At 47.2% G+C, this 17,232-nt stretch carries 7 protein-coding genes; 3 read left to right on the top strand and 4 right to left on the bottom strand.

Features of this window, described 5'->3' with window-relative positions; genetic code table 11:
* Nucleotides 1–132 precede the first annotated feature (132 nt).
* The 3 genes from JMA39_RS02150 (at nt 133) to hrpA (ending at nt 6,224) form a co-directional block, all read left to right on the top strand.
* Complete coding sequence (locus JMA39_RS02150; RefSeq protein ID WP_202720187.1) at nt 133–1,164, top strand: GGDEF domain-containing protein; 1,032 nt, start codon at nt 133–135, stop codon at nt 1,162–1,164.
* Between the two features lie 551 nt (nt 1,165–1,715).
* Nucleotides 1,716–2,132 carry a CBS domain-containing protein gene (locus JMA39_RS02155; protein ID WP_202720188.1) on the top strand — a complete coding sequence of 139 codons (417 nt, stop codon included), beginning with the start codon at nt 1,716–1,718 and terminating at the stop codon, nt 2,130–2,132.
* Between the two features lie 210 nt (nt 2,133–2,342).
* Complete coding sequence (gene hrpA / locus JMA39_RS02160; RefSeq protein WP_373316318.1) at nt 2,343–6,224, top strand: ATP-dependent RNA helicase HrpA; 3,882 nt, start codon at nt 2,343–2,345, stop codon at nt 6,222–6,224.
* A gap of 233 nt (nt 6,225–6,457) precedes the next feature.
* Here hrpA and JMA39_RS02165 read toward each other — a convergent pair whose 3' ends face one another.
* From JMA39_RS02165 to recC, 4 genes are all read right to left on the bottom strand, one after another.
* Nucleotides 6,458–7,462 carry a D-alanine--D-alanine ligase gene (locus JMA39_RS02165; protein ID WP_202720190.1) on the bottom strand — a complete coding sequence of 335 codons (1,005 nt, stop codon included), beginning with the start codon at nt 7,460–7,462 and terminating at the stop codon, nt 6,458–6,460.
* 222 nt (nt 7,463–7,684) lie between these two features.
* A complete protein-coding gene (gene recD, locus JMA39_RS02170; protein ID WP_202720191.1) occupies nt 7,685–9,661 on the bottom strand; it encodes an exodeoxyribonuclease V subunit alpha in 1,977 nt (658 codons plus the stop codon).
* On the bottom strand, nt 9,658–13,365 hold the full coding sequence (gene recB, locus JMA39_RS02175; RefSeq protein WP_202720356.1) for an exodeoxyribonuclease V subunit beta: 3,708 nt from the start codon (nt 13,363–13,365) through the stop codon (nt 9,658–9,660). Before recB ends, recD begins: the two co-directional genes overlap by 4 nt.
* A 37-nt stretch (nt 13,366–13,402) precedes the next feature.
* Nucleotides 13,403–17,215, bottom strand: coding sequence for an exodeoxyribonuclease V subunit gamma (gene recC / locus JMA39_RS02180; protein WP_202720192.1), 3,813 nt, complete (start codon nt 17,213–17,215; stop codon nt 13,403–13,405).
* Nucleotides 17,216–17,232 lie beyond the last annotated feature (17 nt).

Genomic DNA, 17,232 nt, shown 5'->3' on the forward strand with positions numbered 1-17,232 from the left:
TAATTATCGCGTGTTAATCATGAGATTAACTGTTGAGTTTATTTAATTGCTGGATGGTTAACAACTTGTTGCGCGTGTGGAAGGTTGATATCATCACCCTAAAAGTAATACTTTTAGGGAAGGGAAGGAATCATGGATGGCAGCGGGTTAGATCTAACAAATAAAATAAGGTCAAAAGTGCTCGCATCATTGAGCTTTGCGCTCTTTATTGCTGCTATTTCATTTGCTATTTTTAATATTGTCTATCATCAAGCTTATTCTTTTGCTGCTTTAGAACTTATTTTTGCTGGTTTTTCATTTGATATTTTCTGGAATAACAGCAGAAAGAATAATTACAGTATTAATAAACTCTATTTTTACTTGCTCTTCTTGGCTTTTCTGATCGTATTTGGCACCTATAGCTTTCCATTAATCGATGCATTGTTCGTTTGGGGCTTCTCTTTCCCCATTATCTCCTATCTGCTTCTTGGAAAACGATTTGCTTTTCGAGTATCACTGTTTGTTTTCATCTCCATCGGTTCGATCTTGTTCTATAAATTAACCTTCCTTGGAGAGTTTGATATTGAACCTGTGATGATTAACTTTCTCTTCTGCTATACCTGTATCTGGACCGTTTCGCACTATTATGAGCTTAGTAGAGAAAGTGCCCATGACTCATTAATCAAGCTGGCTCACTGTGACTCGCTGACCAAAACTAATAATCGTTTGGCATTTTCTGAGGGCTTTATTGATCATGAAGGAGAATTTCTATTATTACTCGATCTTGATAACTTTAAATCTATCAATGATACCTATGGACACGACATTGGAGATTTGGCTCTGGTATCAGTAGCTAAATGTTTTAAGACTTTGATAGATGAGAGTCGTGTTTTTCGTATTGGCGGTGAAGAGTTTTGTATTTGGTTAGGTACGAGTGATCTAGAAGATGCCCTCGAACGCTCTGAGAAGATAAGGAAGAGTGTTGCTCAACAGCGAATCGAGTGTGATAAACAGGATATTCCCATTACCGTAAGCGGCGGCTTAGCTCTGCATCAAGCTCAAATGTCGCAATCTGAGCTGTTAAAAATGGCTGATAATTATTTGTATTGTGCCAAAAGTCGGGGACGGAACCAGATAGTCCATAAAGATGAAGTTGAGGTGAGTAAGCTTGTTTTTGTAAACTGACAGCGCACTATATGCAATTCTTGTTATATCAACATCTTAGTATGTTCATTGGGATGAATTGATTAGATTGAATGTGGTGAGGGTAAAAGAGTACCGAGCTCGATTGATGGATATATTTTGCTACTGTCTTCAAAAGAGTTGCGGGCGCTGAACAAACTTGCCAGAAAGGCAATGCTGAAGATAAGTTTAAGAGGACTTTTAGGAAGGGAGGTTTAACTCTTAAGCATTGCTTGATGAGGCGGTATAGCTAATCTGTGTGAGTACTGAACTGTATGAGTGTAGGTCTGTATGGTCTATGTTGCCCCGAACCCTATCCGAGCCAATATTACTACATCTCTAGACACCTCACCACCAGTATCAAAATACGCATCAAATCTCAGTTCTGGCATCATCTCGACCATTAAAAAATATCCCAAATATCATAATATTCCCCATGTATTAGCTTTAATACAGGCTTTATCACTTTTCCGTTTATGCTTATTGCATTAATCCTCGTCGTAGTTGTTAATTCTTGGCTAAACTAAAAAAGAGCAACTAAATAGGGGAATGAAATGGATTCAATCAACGTAAAAGAACACATGGATCGCCAACCTGTGTTGTTAACGCCTTCTATGTCGTTAGCGACGGCGGTAGAGCAATTGCTAGAGCATAAAAAGCTCGGTGCGCCCGTAGTTGAAGATGATGGCCACTTAGTGGGCTTTTTGTCGCAGCAAGATTGCCTAGCCGTGATGCTAAAAAGTAGCTATCACTGTGACTTAATCGCGATAGTTAAAGATTGCATGCGTACAGACGTGTTGTCGGTCACGCCTAATTCGAGTGTGTTGCAACTGGCTGAACAGATGTTAGGCCCAAAACCTAAAATCTATCCAGTGGTGGAAGAGGGAAAAGTAGTAGGCACTATAAGCCGTGCTAATGTGCTCGAAGCGATTAATACCTATATGCAGCAGTGTTATCTGTCACCAGCATGATCACTCAATTAACTTTGGTTTCTGATTGGAACCCGATAAGAGTGAGCCATGGCGCTGGCTCTTATCAAGTAAACCCAATTTGAGCACGATACCGTGGTTTTTAATGGCGTGTTTGGCTTGATAACATAAAGTATTTTTAAGTCAGCTATACCAACCTGCAACGTTCCTTGCTAGGATCGTCCTCTTTAGTATTGGCTATGGAATTTGCACTTGAGTTCGCAACAGCATCCCCTCTCTAACACATTCTTAAAATCCTGTTATGAAGCGGACGCCGCAAAAATTAGGCGTCGTCTGTTTAGGCTTAGAAAAGAGCCCGACTCAGAGAAAAAAACAGCCACTCTTGAAAACCTTGAGCTGTTGGCGCTTGAGTCTCGACAAAAAGTTGAGCTGCGCTTGGCTAATCGCCCGAAAATCACCTATCCCGATAGCTTGCCGGTATCGCAGAAACGCGAAGAGATCGCCACTGCTATAGCTAACAATCAGGTTGTGATTGTGGCGGGTGAAACAGGCTCGGGTAAAACGACTCAGTTGCCTAAGATCTGTCTTGAGCTGGGCTTAGGCTCTCGCGGCTTGATTGGTCATACCCAGCCACGCCGATTAGCGGCCCGCAGCGTTGCCACCCGTATCGCCGAAGAGATAAATACTCCTTTGGGTGAAGCCGTTGGTTTTAAAGTACGCTTTGCCGATGCCATAAACAGTGACTCGTATATCAAGTTAATGACCGACGGTATTTTATTAGCCGAATTAACTAACGATAAGTATCTAAATCAATACGATACCATCATTATCGATGAGGCTCACGAGCGTAGCCTTAATATCGATTTTATCTTGGGTTATTTGAAAAACGTGTTGCAGAAGCGTCCAGATCTGAAGGTGATCATCACCTCGGCAACGATCGATGTCGATCGCTTCTCTAAACACTTTAATAATGCTCCTGTGATTGAAGTCTCTGGGCGTACCTATCCAGTAGAAACTCGATACCGTCCACTGGTGCAAGATCAAGATGAGGATCTTGATCTTATCGAAGGTATTTTTGCGGCAACCGATGAGCTGATCAATGAAGGTCTGGGTGATATCTTGATCTTTATGAATGGTGAGCGAGAAATTCGAGATGTTGCCGAGCAGCTTAATCGTCGTCAGTATCGTGATACAGAGATCTTGCCGCTATACGCACGCCTTTCTTACGGTGAGCAGTCAAAGGTCTTTAAGAGCCATGTAGGCCGCCGTATTGTATTAGCGACCAACGTTGCTGAAACCTCATTAACCGTACCCGGTATCCGTTACGTTATTGACCCAGGTACCGCGCGTATTAGTCGTTATAGTTACCGTACTAAGGTGCAGCGCCTACCCATAGAGCCAATCTCTCAAGCGAGTGCCAATCAAAGGCAAGGGCGTTGTGGTCGTGTCGCACCGGGTATTTGTATTCGATTGTATAGCGAAGATGATTTTATCTCGCGCCCTGAATTTACCGATCCTGAAATTCTGCGTACCAATTTAGCCTCTGTTATTTTGAAGATGCTGTCGATAGGTTTAGGCGATATCGAAGGCTTCCCGTTTATTCAGCCACCTGATGCGCGTTATATTCGAGACGGCTTCTTGCTGCTTGAAGAGCTGCAGGCTGTCACAAAGGGCAAAGGTAAGCTGAATCTGACTCAGCTCGGGCGTCAGTTGGCGCATATTCCTGTGGATCCACGTCTTGCGCGCATGGTGATTGAGGCTCAGCAAAATGGTTGTTTACATGAAGCCTTAGTGATCACCGCGGGTCTTTCTATTCAAGATCCTCGTGAACGCCCAATGGACAAGAAGCAAGCGGCGGATCAGGCCCATAACCGTTTTAGCGATAAAGACTCAGATTTCGTCTCATGGCTTAACCTTTGGGATTATTTAAAGCAGAGCCAGAAAGAGCTGTCGAGTAGTCAGTTTAGAAAGCAGTGTAAGAGCGAGTTCTTGGCTTATCTGCGCGTTCGTGAGTGGCAAGACTTATATACGCAGCTAAGACAGGCAACCCATGAGCTGAAGTGGAAGCTCAATGCGCCGACCGAAGAGCTTAACTACGAAGCGTTGCATCGCTCACTGCTAACCGGTTTGCTGAGCCACATCGGCTTTAAAGAAAAAGATAATGAATATCTAGGTGCCCGTAATCGCAGGTTCTTTGTGTTCCCCGGCTCGCCTTTAGCGAAAAAAGGGCCGAAATGGATTATGGCGGCGGAGCTTACTGAAACTTCACGTTTATTCGCCCGTTGCTGCGCTAAAATTCAGCCTGAATGGGTTGAGCCTCTAGCGGCGCATCTGGTGAAGAAGAACTACGTAGAGCCACACTTTGAGTCTAAGCAGGGCTCGGTGGTCGCACTTGAGAACCAAGTGCTCTACGGCTTGCAAATTGTTAACCGCCGCAAGGTACAATATGGTCCAGTTGAGCCGGTTGAGGCCCGTGAGATCTTTATTCGCTCGGCACTGGCTGACGGCGAACTACGGACTAACGAAGCTTTCTTTATTAAGAATCAGAAGCTACTGCTAGATATTGAATCCCTTGAGCATAAGTCTCGTCGCCGTGATATTTTGGTGGATGAACAGGCGCTATACGCGTTTTATGAGCCAAAAATCCCCGATGGGATCTATAACGCGCCTAAGTTCTTAAAGTGGTGGAAACAAACTAAGCAAACCACACCAGAGCTTTTAGACTTTGAGCGCGAGTCTTTGATGCAGCGCAGTAGCGATCATATTTCGCTGCTGGACTTCCCTGAAAAATGGCATAAGGGTAACTTGGTGCTCAATGTCAGTTATCACTTTGAGCCGTCTGCCGTTGATGACGGTGTGTCGGTGCATATTCCGGTGGCACTGATTAACCAAGTCGATGAACAAGATTTTGACTGGATAGTACCGGGTCTGCGTGAAGAGAAGTGTATCGCGCTGATCAAGTCGTTACCTAAGGCACTGCGCCGCAATTTTGTGCCTGCACCAGATTACGCCAAAGCCTGTTTGCAGGCGATGACGCCGTTTGAGTTGCCGCTTGTTGATGCCATGTGTAAGCAATTGCTGCGCATGAGTGGTACCCGTATTTCGCCAGAAGATTTTGATTCATCGCAGCTTGCTAAACACCTTTTAATTAACTTTAAGATTGAAGGTGATAAGGGCAAGTTACTTGCTGAAGGACGTGAGCTGGAGCCATTAAAGGCGAGTATGCAGGGGCAGGTTGTGCAGGCTATTCGTCAGGTTGCCGATTCTGGTATTGAGCAAAAAGGGCTAGAGCAATGGAGCTTTGGCGATCTGCCTAAGCAGTTTGAGCAGAAGAAGGGTAACTTTGAAGTTAAAGCTTTCCCTGCGCTGGTGGATGATAAAACCAGTGTTTCAATCAAGTTATTTGATGATGAATTTGAGGCGGAGAAACAACATAAGCTCGGTCTACAGCGATTACTGTTGCTCAATATTCCATCACCAGTAAAACACTTGCAAAAGTCACTGCCTAACAAAGCAAAACTGGCGATGTACTTTAATCCATTTGGTCAGGTGAATATCTTAATCGATGATATTTTATCGGCTGCGGTGCAGCAGCTTTTGGATGAGAAGGGCATCGATGTTCGCTCGGAAACTTCATTCGCCGAAGCGAAAGACTGGGTGAGACAAGAGCTTAATCCAACCGCTGAAAAAATTGCGCTTAAGGTGGAGGAAATTCTGACCATCTACAACCGTATTAAGAAGCGACTGAAGGGCAAGATCAGCCTAGATATCGCCTTTGCGATGAGTGATATTCAAAGCCAGCTGGATCAACTGGTGTTTAAAGGCTTTGTGGAGCAATCCGGCTGGCAGCGATTAGGGGATCTTAACCGTTACCTTAAAGGAATAGAAAACCGTTTGGAGAAGCTACCAGTGGATCCTAATCGAGACCGTTTGCATATGCACAGTATCAATAAGGTACAGGAAGTGTTGAAGGCGCAGATGGCGAAGTTGCCTAAGTCTATGCCTGTACCAGATGTGTTAATCGAAGCCCGCTGGATGATTGAGGAATATCGCGTCTCCTGTTTTGCACAGGTGTTAGGCACTGCTTATCCTATTTCAGAAAAACGTATTTTGAATCAGATAGCACAGGCCTAATCGCTTCATATTCACATTAAAAACGCACGGTAGATACCGTGCGTTTTCATATAAGCTATCTTTTCAAGTGTATCGCATTAGCGTGCCACGACTTGGACTACTAGGGGCTGCCCCATCTTCCAGATATGGAAGCTGTAGAAGGCTGGTGATCTAGTCTTGTTACGATAGCTTAAAACTAAAAAGCCAGCGCATATTGCGCTGGCTTTTTTATCTCTGGTCTAATGGCATTTCGTTTATGACTTTAACTGCGCCATAATGTTACCCGAAAGGTACTGGGCAAAATCATGACCATGATTTTGTAGCATCTTAGGGAACATCGAGATCTGCGTTTGACCTGGGAAGGTGTTGATCTCGTTCAGCAGAATTTCGTTATCTTCGGTTAAGAAGAAGTCAATTCTCGACAGGTGACGTAACTTCATCCCTTTAAAGGCTTTAATCGCATATTCTTGAATTTGCTTGGCAATCTCTGCATCGACATCGGCTTCAATCACCGTCTGTGCTTGACTGTTTTCAGCATACTTCTCATCGAAGCTATAGAAGGTATTGCTGGCACAGATAATTTCACCCGGTTTTGTCGCGATGACTTCACCGTCGACCTCATAGGTGGCGACCTCTAGCTCACGGGCGGTAATCGTCTTCTCGATCACCACATAAGGTGAGAAGGTAAAGGCCTCTTCTAATGAGCTAGCTAGCTGCTCGATGCTATCAACGCGATAACAACCTACAGATGAGCCCTGTGAAGCCGCTTTAATAAAGATTGAACCCCAATTTTCTAGAGCCGCTTCAGCTTGCTCTAGTGACTGCTGATTAAACTCGCTTAAGAAAATATAGGGGGTATTTGGGATCCCAAGTGCACTAAACCACATCTTGGCGGTCACTTTATTGAAGCAGTTGCTACTAGATTCTGAGTCACAGCCAAAGTAGGGTAGATTGATCAAGCCGAAATAGGACTGGATGTCACCGGTTTCACCTGGGTAGCCATGAATACAAGGGATCACATAGTCCACATCCCAAGGCGCTTTCGTTTCATCATCGAAGCGGATCTGCTTGCTGTTGGTTAACTCGCAAAGCTCGCCAGCTTGAGTGTGATATTGACCTTTAGCATTGAGCTCAACACGTAGCACATTGAAGTGGGGTAACGTGGCTAATTGCGCTTCAAAATAATTGGCCGATAACAGTGAAATGCTGTGCTCATCACCGCCGCCACCACACAATAGTAATAAATTCTTCTGGGTCATTTTGTCTCCACCTGTTACCCATGATAAAAGTCAGCTGAATCACTATGGCTGAATCACTTTTTAATGCAAGTATTGCCTAGCCGATTTAGCTTAAATGCTGTTTTTATATTCGAGTCTGTGGCCCTTTGCCCTAATAGAGCAAATGAGTGCATCATATTTAGCCGAGTTAGTGCACCGTCTTTAGGTTTAGGTGCACTATTCTGGCTCTACAATAAGGTAAGCTTAATCGCGCCATAAACGTTGCGCTAAGCCCGAAGCGCGCTGGGTTAGGCTACGGCTGGCTTGTTCAAACACTCTTTGACTGCCTAGGCAGGTAAAGTGGTGCTTAGCGCGAGTGATAGCGGTATAGACTAACTCTTTGGTTAGCAGTTGCTGCTGTGCCACGCTTGGCTTTATCGGTAGTACTAAAGACACATGACTAAACTCACTGCCTTGGCTCTTATGTACCGTCATGGCGTAACAAGTCTCGTGGCTCGGTAACCGCGCGGGTAACACCTTGAGTAAGCTGCCATCGGCTTGAATAAAGTGCGCCATTAAGCGGCCACTTTGGCTACTGCAATCGGGCAGAATAAGGCCAATATCACCGTTAAATAGCCCTAGGTTATAATCATTGCTCTGAATGATAATCGGACGCCCAGCATAAAACTCTTGTTCTGGCTGGATTAAACCTCTGGCAGCGAGCGCCGTAGTGACACTTTGGTTAATCCCCTCAACGCCGTATTCACCTGCGCGCATGGCGCATAAAATACGGTATTGGTTAAAACTGTCGATGATCTTATCGGCATCGATCTCACCCTGAGACATGGCTGCTAGGTAGACGCCGTACTGCTCGACACTTTGTTCGAGTAGACTGTCGAGTCCTTTATTGTCAAATGAGCTGCTGCCATGACTCGTATTGGCAGCATGTTCAATCCAAAGCAGTTCTTGATAACCTGACTGCCAAACCTCAGCGATACGCGGCAAGTTAGCATGGTTGACTGCCGTTGCGAGTTGGCCGATCCCCGCATCGCCCTGAAAGCGGTGGCTGTGCATCAACATGCATAAGCTGTCACCAATCTTAGGGTTCGGGCTAATAAATTCCGCTAATGAAGTACTGGTTAGTTGGCTCAGTAGTTCGGCTTGGGCTTGTGAATAATGCATCTGCCAGCGACTCTGCTTAGTCCTCTTATTGACCTGTTTTAATCCCGCGCAAATATCGGCAAGTACAGCGCCCGCTTCAACCGAGGCGAGCTGGTCTTGGTCACCAAGCAAAATTAACCTTGCATGCTCGGGTAATGCTGACAACACCTTGTGCATCATAGGCAAGTCCACCATTGAGGCTTCATCGACGACGAGCAGATCGAGCCTTAAGGGATTATCTTTATGGTGCCTAAACTGGTGAGAGTTTGGGATCACCCCTAGCAATCTGTGTAGAGTGGCGGCCTCTTCTGGAATTTTGGCAATGTTTTTATCGATGCCGACCACGCCCAATTGACTCATCTCATCGGCAAGCCTGAGTTTTGAAGCCTTAATCGACTCGCTTAGACGCGCCGCCGCCTTGCCTGTTGGGGCGACCAGTCTGATGGTCATCTCTTGCCTTGAGCACAACAAGTACAGCAACTTAGTGACCGTCGTGGTTTTACCTGTACCCGGGCCGCCAGTGATCACGGCGAGCTTTTTGGTCATCGCCGTAGCGGTGGCAATTTTCTGCCAATCGTATTGCTGCTCATTTGCAGGAAATAACTGGTTTAATAGCTTGCTGGCGTCATTAAGTTCAGCTTGATTGGCAAGGCTGGAATCGATAGGTGCGAACGCGAGTCGATTTAGGTGTTCGGCGACCTGTGTCTCATAGCTGAAATAGCGCTGTAGATATAAGTTACCCTTATCGATAATCAGCGGCTTAAGTTCGGCGTCATCGACACTGCCAATGGCGTCAAACTGCAATAGGGCATCTTCAAGTTCTTCGACGTTGAGATCGATTCGGCACTGACTTATCTGCTCTTTAAATGGGTTATCGGTGTCGATCTGCTTGAGCGGTAAGCAGGTATGCTGGCTCGATAGATACTGACTTACCAAGGCACAAATAAGGGTAAACAGTGGCGCAGACTCCTGATGAAGCTGGGCCAGTTGCAGCGCAAAGTGGCGGTCTAGCGAGGTGATGAGGCGCTGCTCTTGCCACTCTTTGAGTAATTCGTTAATCGGTTTAGTGGTGGTGATCATTGGGCCTCCACTTGAGCGCTATTCATTTGTTCAGAATTTGCTGCTGTCATTATGTTCCCGAATAAGGCATCGAGCTTTTCAATGAGTAACTTAGGCGGCTTATCGTAAAATACGCCGGATTGTGGACTGCTTGTAGACATGCCCCTTAAGAAGAGATAAAAGCTGCCGCCGATATGCAGCTCGTAATCATAATTGGCCATACGCAGTGTCAGATAGCGATGCAGGGCGAGGGTGTAGATGATGTATTGCAGATCGTACCTGTGACTGCGGATCGCTTGCTGCATGTTGCTATAGTGATATTGGCTTAAATCATCGCCTAAATGATTCGACTTATAATCGGCGATAAAGAACTGATTATTATGCTCAAAGGTTAAATCCACAAAGCCTTTTAACATGCCCTGTAACTCATCAAAATTTAGACCTGCACTGTAACCAAATTCAAGCAACAGCGAATTGAGCTTGTCGGCATTAAGCTGAGTGATCGGCAGATAAAATTCCATCTCAACCAACTTTTGTGTCGGTTTTAGCTGCGCAAGCATCAGCGAGTTATCATTGGCTAATGGAGCATGCAGTAAGTCTAGGTACCAGTCTTTGAGCACCTCGGTCCAGCTTTCATCTATACCATATTTTGCCATGGCGATAGGTAGCTGCACCTCAAGATCCGTTTGTGCCTGCGTGAAATCAATCAGCTCTAGCACTAAGTGCATAAAGCTACCGGCATTGGCGCCGCGCTCAAAGGTAAAGCGTGATGGTGAGCTATCGACCTCATCTTGTATTACATCCAGTTCTGGGAACTGTTCATCGTCCATACCCGGTAGCACCTTCTCATGGGCTAGATGCTTTACAAGGCCGGAATAACTGCCTACTCGCCATGGGGTGAGTTGCGGCCTATTGAGCTCTTTAGGGGCCAATTGCTGCTCGGCATTATCTTCTGTCTGTAGCACAATTAGATTTGGCTCTCGCTGCTGATCGCTCCCCGCAGCTGCTAGCTCTGTTAAGCTAATGGCTTCAGGATCGCTAGCCTCAAGTAATTTAGCTTGAGCCAGTAATCTCTCGTAGTCACAAGCCTTATCTTCAACCCCTAACAGATAGCCGATTGCGGTTTCATGCAATTGGCTTGTCATGCCCGATTTTTTGGTGAATCGGCTATGGTTGGTGATATACAGATAACACTTAAGTACGGGTCTTGTTAGCGCCACATAGAGTAAGCGTAGATCTTCGGCTAAGGTTTCACGTTTTTGACGTTCCCAACCTTCATCTGTCTGCTCAATATCCCAGATAAGCTGGTTATCATCATGATAGAGCATTGGGGCGGGTCTCTTACGGTTATCACGGCTTAAGCTGACAAATGGCACGAAACAGATAGGGTATTCAAGCCCCTTACTCTTATGAATGGTGACCACTTGGACTAGGTTCTGCTCGCTCTCTAAACGTAGCTGCGCCTCTTCATTGGGTAGATTTTCAATAAGCGCTTGTTCATACCAGTTGATCAGTGCGCTGCTACCATCGAGTTCGGTGGCTTTTTGCTGCAGCAGCTCTCCTAAGTGTCTAAAGTCGGTTAAGCGTCTATCTCCCTCTTCACCATTCAGTAAGCGCTCGATGATCTGAGTTTGACTGGCAAGGGTCAGCAGGGCAGGCATGATGCCACGCTTTAACCATACCTGATGTAGCTGTGCAAACTGCTCGAGCAGTGTCTGACGCTTGTCTTCATCTTGGTTAAAGCTATGGATCGCCTCGGCGCTATAACCGAGCAGCGAGGTGGCTAAGGCACTTCTTAATGCGCGCTCATCCTTAGGGTCTGCCATGGCATAAAGCACCAGCGCAAGCTCTCGCGCTTCCAAGGTGTTAAACACGCTATCTCGGCTTAAGAAGACTGAGCCGATTTGCCGCTGACTTAAAGCGGCACGAACCACATTGGCTTCGTGTCTGTCTCTGACCAAGATGGCGATATCTTTTGCTCTTAGTGGCTTTTTGCCAATCGCGCATAGGTTTTGCTGTGCATCGATTAACAGTTTGGCAATCTCATCGGCCACATCTTCGGCGATTAACTGTCTGGCCGTGGTCTTATTGAGGCCTTTTTCGCTCTCTTCGCTTAAGAGTCTGAGTCTCAGGGCGCTGTTGTCTGCACTCTTTTCATTGAGCACTTTTTTATCAGCAAAACTCGATGCCTTTACTGGCTCGAAGGGAATAGATTGGCTGATAAAGGGATCGTCTCTGTGACTGAAGATGCAGTTGACCGCATCCACCATCTGCCGATTCGAGCGATAGTTGGTATCTAGGTTATAGTGCTTTGCGGTTTGAGCTCGAGCCTGAATATAGGTATGAATGTCTGCACCGCGAAAGGCGTAGATCGCCTGCTTAGGATCGCCAATCATTAACAGGCTGAGTTTGTCGTTCTGTGCCGAGGCACTCGCAAGGGTGTTTGTTGCTGAAGCGCTTTGATAGATAGAGTTAAAGATCTCAAACTGCAATGGATCAGTATCTTGGAACTCATCAATTAATGCCACTGGGAAACGCTGAGCGATACTCATGGCTAAGCTGCTGTCTTTGGGCTCACTATTTTTAGAAGCACTATTTTTAGAGGCGGTAAGCGCGTTAGCCAGTGTTAGCAGCAGATCATCTGGGGTCAATAGGTTGCGTTCTAGCTTTTGCTTGGCAAAGCGCGTGGCGATGCCATCCCGTGCACAATAGAGAAAGCTTGGAATAAGGTTTGCGATAAGCTCTGCCAACCTTTCGATATGATCCAGCATTGGAGCCTGCTGCGCTGTGGGCACTTCGCCGCCTTTATTGAGCTTAAGGCCGTTAAGCGATAGCGCTTCCAGTACCTTAGCTGGTGGCAGCGCCTGACCAAAGGCAACCCAATTGTCGAGATCATCGAGCATCTTAGCCAGTTTTGGGTAGCCATCGGCTTTCTTACCAAAACGCGCACCATTGAGTGGCAGTTCATTTAGCAGGGTTTCTGTTTGCTCACGTTCCCTTGGCCAGATAAGTTTAAATCGGCTTAAACTCTGGGTCAGCTCAGCTTCGAGCTTATCAAAAGGCTGAGGTTTTGGACTGGCTACCGCACTGCTAGCACCTAGAAGCGGTCTGAGTTGACGAGAAAGGGCGTCGGGGTCGCTAAACTTGCTAACAATCGCATCCGCCAGACAGCCTGATAAGGGGTAGCATTTCTCGCGCCAGAAATCTCGCACCGCATGGTGCAGAAACTCGCTATCATCGAGGGTAAACTCAGACTCAAACAGCAAGGACGACTCAAACGCCATATCTGCCAGAATACGCTGACAAAATCCATGAATGGTGAAGATCGCCGCTTCATCTAGGGATTTAAGCGCCAAATCGAGACGCTTTCGGGCGATAGGCAGACTGGCTTCGGGCGTCGCACGATAGAGCGAGTTAATCAATTCATCATCGACTGCAAGGCCGATAAAGCAGCGATAGGCCAGCTGGATCTTCTTACGAATACGGTCTCTCAGCTCACCCGTTGCGGCATTGGTAAAGGTTACCACCAAGATCTGCTCGCAGGTTAGCGGTGCCTCTATACCATGGCCGAGTAGCAAGCGCACATAGAGTCCAGCAATGGTATAGGTCTTGCCCGTACCCGCGCTGGCCTCAATCAAACGGCTACCACCAAAGGGAAGGGTTAGGGTATCCAAGGCTTCGGTCACAATATGCGAAGCTTGCGATGTATTGGTTAAAGTTGTCATATTCTCTGCTTGGCTCTCACTGAGCTGGCCACTCATCTTATCGTTCATATTCGTTAGCCTCGCCTTGGATAGTTGGCGTCGATGCTAACGCTAGATCAACGGTGTCGAGTCCAGCCTCAACGAAGGTGGCTAACTCACTGAGCTTGTCTTTGTGATATAAGCTTAAAAGCGGTTGCAGCAAACGGGTCGCCGTTTTAGCAAAGGTTTGCTCACTGAAATCTTCTGGGAAGCGGTAAAGACGCTGAAAATGGGGCTCTAAGCCTTCACCTAGCTGGCTCTGTTCATCGAGCCATTGTGGCTGCGCCTCCATAAGCTTCTCCCAGTGGCTTCCCTCTGCTTCAACATAGGCCATGGCGGTGCGTGGCATAAACATCAGTGGCTGCACTTGCCCCTGTTTAAAGTAGCTTAGCCATTGCTTAAGTTGCGCTTTTGCCTGAGTCGGCGTCACTGGTGCAAAGGCATGGAAATGGCCGATATCGAGCAGGTAGCTTACTATGTTGCCGTTGCTTACTATGTTGCTTAGTACGGGATCAGCTTGAGTTTGAGCAAGTTTGTTAGCTTCACCTCTCATGGCGCATAGGCAAAGGTGACGCAGATAGACCCGGATTAAGTCGCGGCCATTGGCGGTGCCGGGGCGGTAGTTAACGAGCCCTTTGGCACTTAGATCATCGATGCGACCGACAAGGTTCAGGGCTAAGCTATTGCTAACGTCATCGTTATCATCGGCTTCATCGAATAACAGATCGATATCTACCGAGTGAGAGCCTTCTCCTTTTAAGTATAAGCAGCGACCAATAAGCGGCTTAATATCATGCAGATATTGATTTAAAATCAGATCGTCAAAGGGCTTTAACGGCAAGTTTCCTTGGGCTTTTAACCGCTCAAGTAGCGCCTGCTGCGGTCGCTCTTCGCCATTTTCTATGGCGTTATCCAGTAGTGTCGCCTGCAGCTTGTAGCGCTCAAGGGCGTTGAGGCTAAAGGGCTCGTCATTATCATCGGCTTGAATATCCAGCCCCAGATCGACCTTTAAAGTACGGTTGAAGAAATATTGCGCCGGGTTTCTAAAAAAACGAATAAGTGCTGACAGCTCAAGCTCCTCGGCTTCCCCCCCGATGCTATCCATGGCTTCATCGAGAGCATTTTCGCTAAAGGTCTGGAGCTGAGTATGGTGGCCGATAAAGCCGTTATAGCTCGCGGTTGTTTGCGCTTTATCTGTTGAAGTGTTTGTCCCTTCGCTTGATTGCGCAGGAACTGGGCACCACTGAGCGGAGTAGCTCTGTTGTAGCTTAGTCGCATCATCTTGGCTCTTTGCGTTATTTGGCGCACGATAGAGACGCGGGTCAAAGGGCTGCAGAGGCTGCTTACGAATAAGGTGCTCAGTTACCCCTTTTTCGATGTTATCGATAAGCTGCTGCGATGCGCTAGCATCAGCTTCAAGCGATAGTGCACTTGCTTGCGCCTCAAGAGACTGTGGCAGATAAACCAGTTGGCAATACTCGATAAGCTCAGAAACCAGCATCGATGGGATCCGCTCTGAGTCATCGCGTTCGCTATTGCCTATATAGCTGATATAGAGCTGCTCTCGAGCCGACAGGATCGCCTCAAGGAATAGGTATCTGTCGTCTAATCGACGAGAGCGATCGCCTTTTCTTGGCCCCATTTGCGCCACCAGATCAAAGCCGACAGGGTGCTGAACCCGCGGATAGACGCCATCGTTCATACCGAGTAAACACACTAGCTTAAAGGGAATTGAGCGCATTGGCATCAAGGTACAGAAGTTGACGCTACCGGCGAGGTAACGCTGGCCGACTCGAGACTCAGATAAGCGGCTGTTAAACCAATTCTGAATAACCTCAATGGTTAACGGCGTGGTGTGACCCGCTTCGTTGAGCTCTTCGTTGAGTTTAACAATCGCCTCACGGATCTCTTGAAGCTGGACTAGCTCGTCATCGTCAACCTCGTAGAAGTTTTCGAGGATCGCCTCAAGCTGCGCCATACGCTCGATTAGGCTACAAGCTTGAGCGAGTGAGTGATGCACGTTATCGAGGGCTTCGATAAAGTCGAGTAGCTTACCCAGTGCCTGCGCCGTTTGTCCCTCAACGCCATTGACCGATAGTCGCTCTTGATAAAGCGGGGCATCGTCACTAAAGCTATAACCTAAAATTAAGCGTTTAATCCCAAATGCCCAAGAGTTTTGCTCGAATGCGGGCAGTTGATATTCGCAGCGGCTGGTCTCATCCCGTCCCCAGCGAACCCCAGCTTGCTCCAACCAGCGCTTGATCACCGCTAAACTCTCATCGTCCAGCTCGAAACGGCGTAGTACTGCTGGGACTTCCAAAATGCTGAGAATATCGGTTAGGCCAAAACGACTCTGGTTAATCTTCAATAGGTGTAAGAAGCTGGCAATAAGCGGTGACTCTTGGGCTGCACCGCGATCGGCAATGGCATAGGGAATATAGTGGCCGCCCTGTTTCGCGCCAAATACGGCATCGATATAGGGCGCATAAGCCGCGACATCGGGCATCATGATCACGATATCTTTGGGTGCTAGCGGTGTGACTCCGGTAGCAATTTGTTCCTCTGTGAGAGGCCGAGATAGCATCTCTAGCAGGTGGTCATGCAGGGTTTCAACTTCGCGCAGTGGGCTATGACAGCTACGAACCGTGATTGAGTCATCAGAATCAGCAATGACGCGTCTACCCTCTAAGCTTAGGTACAGCGAGGCATCGGGCCCAAGACTCTGGCCACGGGTGGTCAGCTCTAAGATGTCATATTGCACGCCATTTAGCATGCTGTTAGGTGTTGGCTCTTGGTAGCAGTCTAAGTTGAAAGCGGTATGTTCCTCTGGGAGTTCTAATAGCAAATCGAGTAATTCACGGCCCATTTTACCGTTGTTAGCTAGCAGTGGGTTACCCACTTCGAGCTTATCTTCCCATTCCACTTCGAGCTTGTGTTTGTCGGCATATTGCAGCGCCATACGGGCGCGCAGGCGTGGGTCGACAATATCGCCCCAGTAGTGCTGACAGGGGCTTAGGTTGAGCATGATCACGTCGATGCGTTTAGCTAAGTAGTGTAAGACATCGAGTGTTTGCGGCGCCATAGAGGAGATCCCAAACACAAATAAGCGTCTAGGTAGAGCATCTAGGTTGGTGTTGGGATCATCGAGTGCATCGAATAGGGCTTGGTGCAAGTTAGCGCGGTGATAGCGACTCTTACCTAAGGTGTTGCCATTAAAGTCAATCAGCGCTCGCCACAGGATTGGCTGCCAGGCCTGCGCAGGGCTAAGCCTATCGCCTTTTGGTGGCAAGCTGGGTTCATTGGCTTCCCAGGCGCTGATCCAGTCGGGACGATACACTAAATATTGGTCGAAAATATCGGCAATTTGGCCACAAAGCTGATAGAGCTTAAGTGGGTTTTGCTCGCTCTGTTCAGTTTGAGTCGCATTGTCCACTGACGCATCTTCATCGACTAAATTAGCAGTGCTGTCAGGATTACCGTTATTTAGATAATTCGCTAGCGGGGCAAAATCTTCTCGGTCGATAAGCGTGGGGAGTAACTCCATCAGCTTCCATGTCATCGCGGCCTTGGTAAAGGCGTTCTCTTTAGGCACATCCTCTAAAAGGGTATGACACAGCTGCCAGATAAAGCTCGAGGGCAACGGAAACTCAAGGCCCGCTGCGATATTATTTTGTCTTGCTATCTCTAGTCGTAACCAGGTGGACATGCCAGGACTCTGTACCAAAATATGCTCTGGCATCAACAGTGGGCTGTTTGGCAATGGGCTACGCAGTTCGTTAGCTAAAAGCTGTGATAACGCTTCCATTTGGTTTGATTGAACTAGATATAGCATGGCGTTCCTTTAACAAC

Source organism: Shewanella schlegeliana (genome assembly GCF_016765635.1).
GTDB lineage: Bacteria > Pseudomonadota > Gammaproteobacteria > Enterobacterales > Shewanellaceae > Shewanella > Shewanella schlegeliana.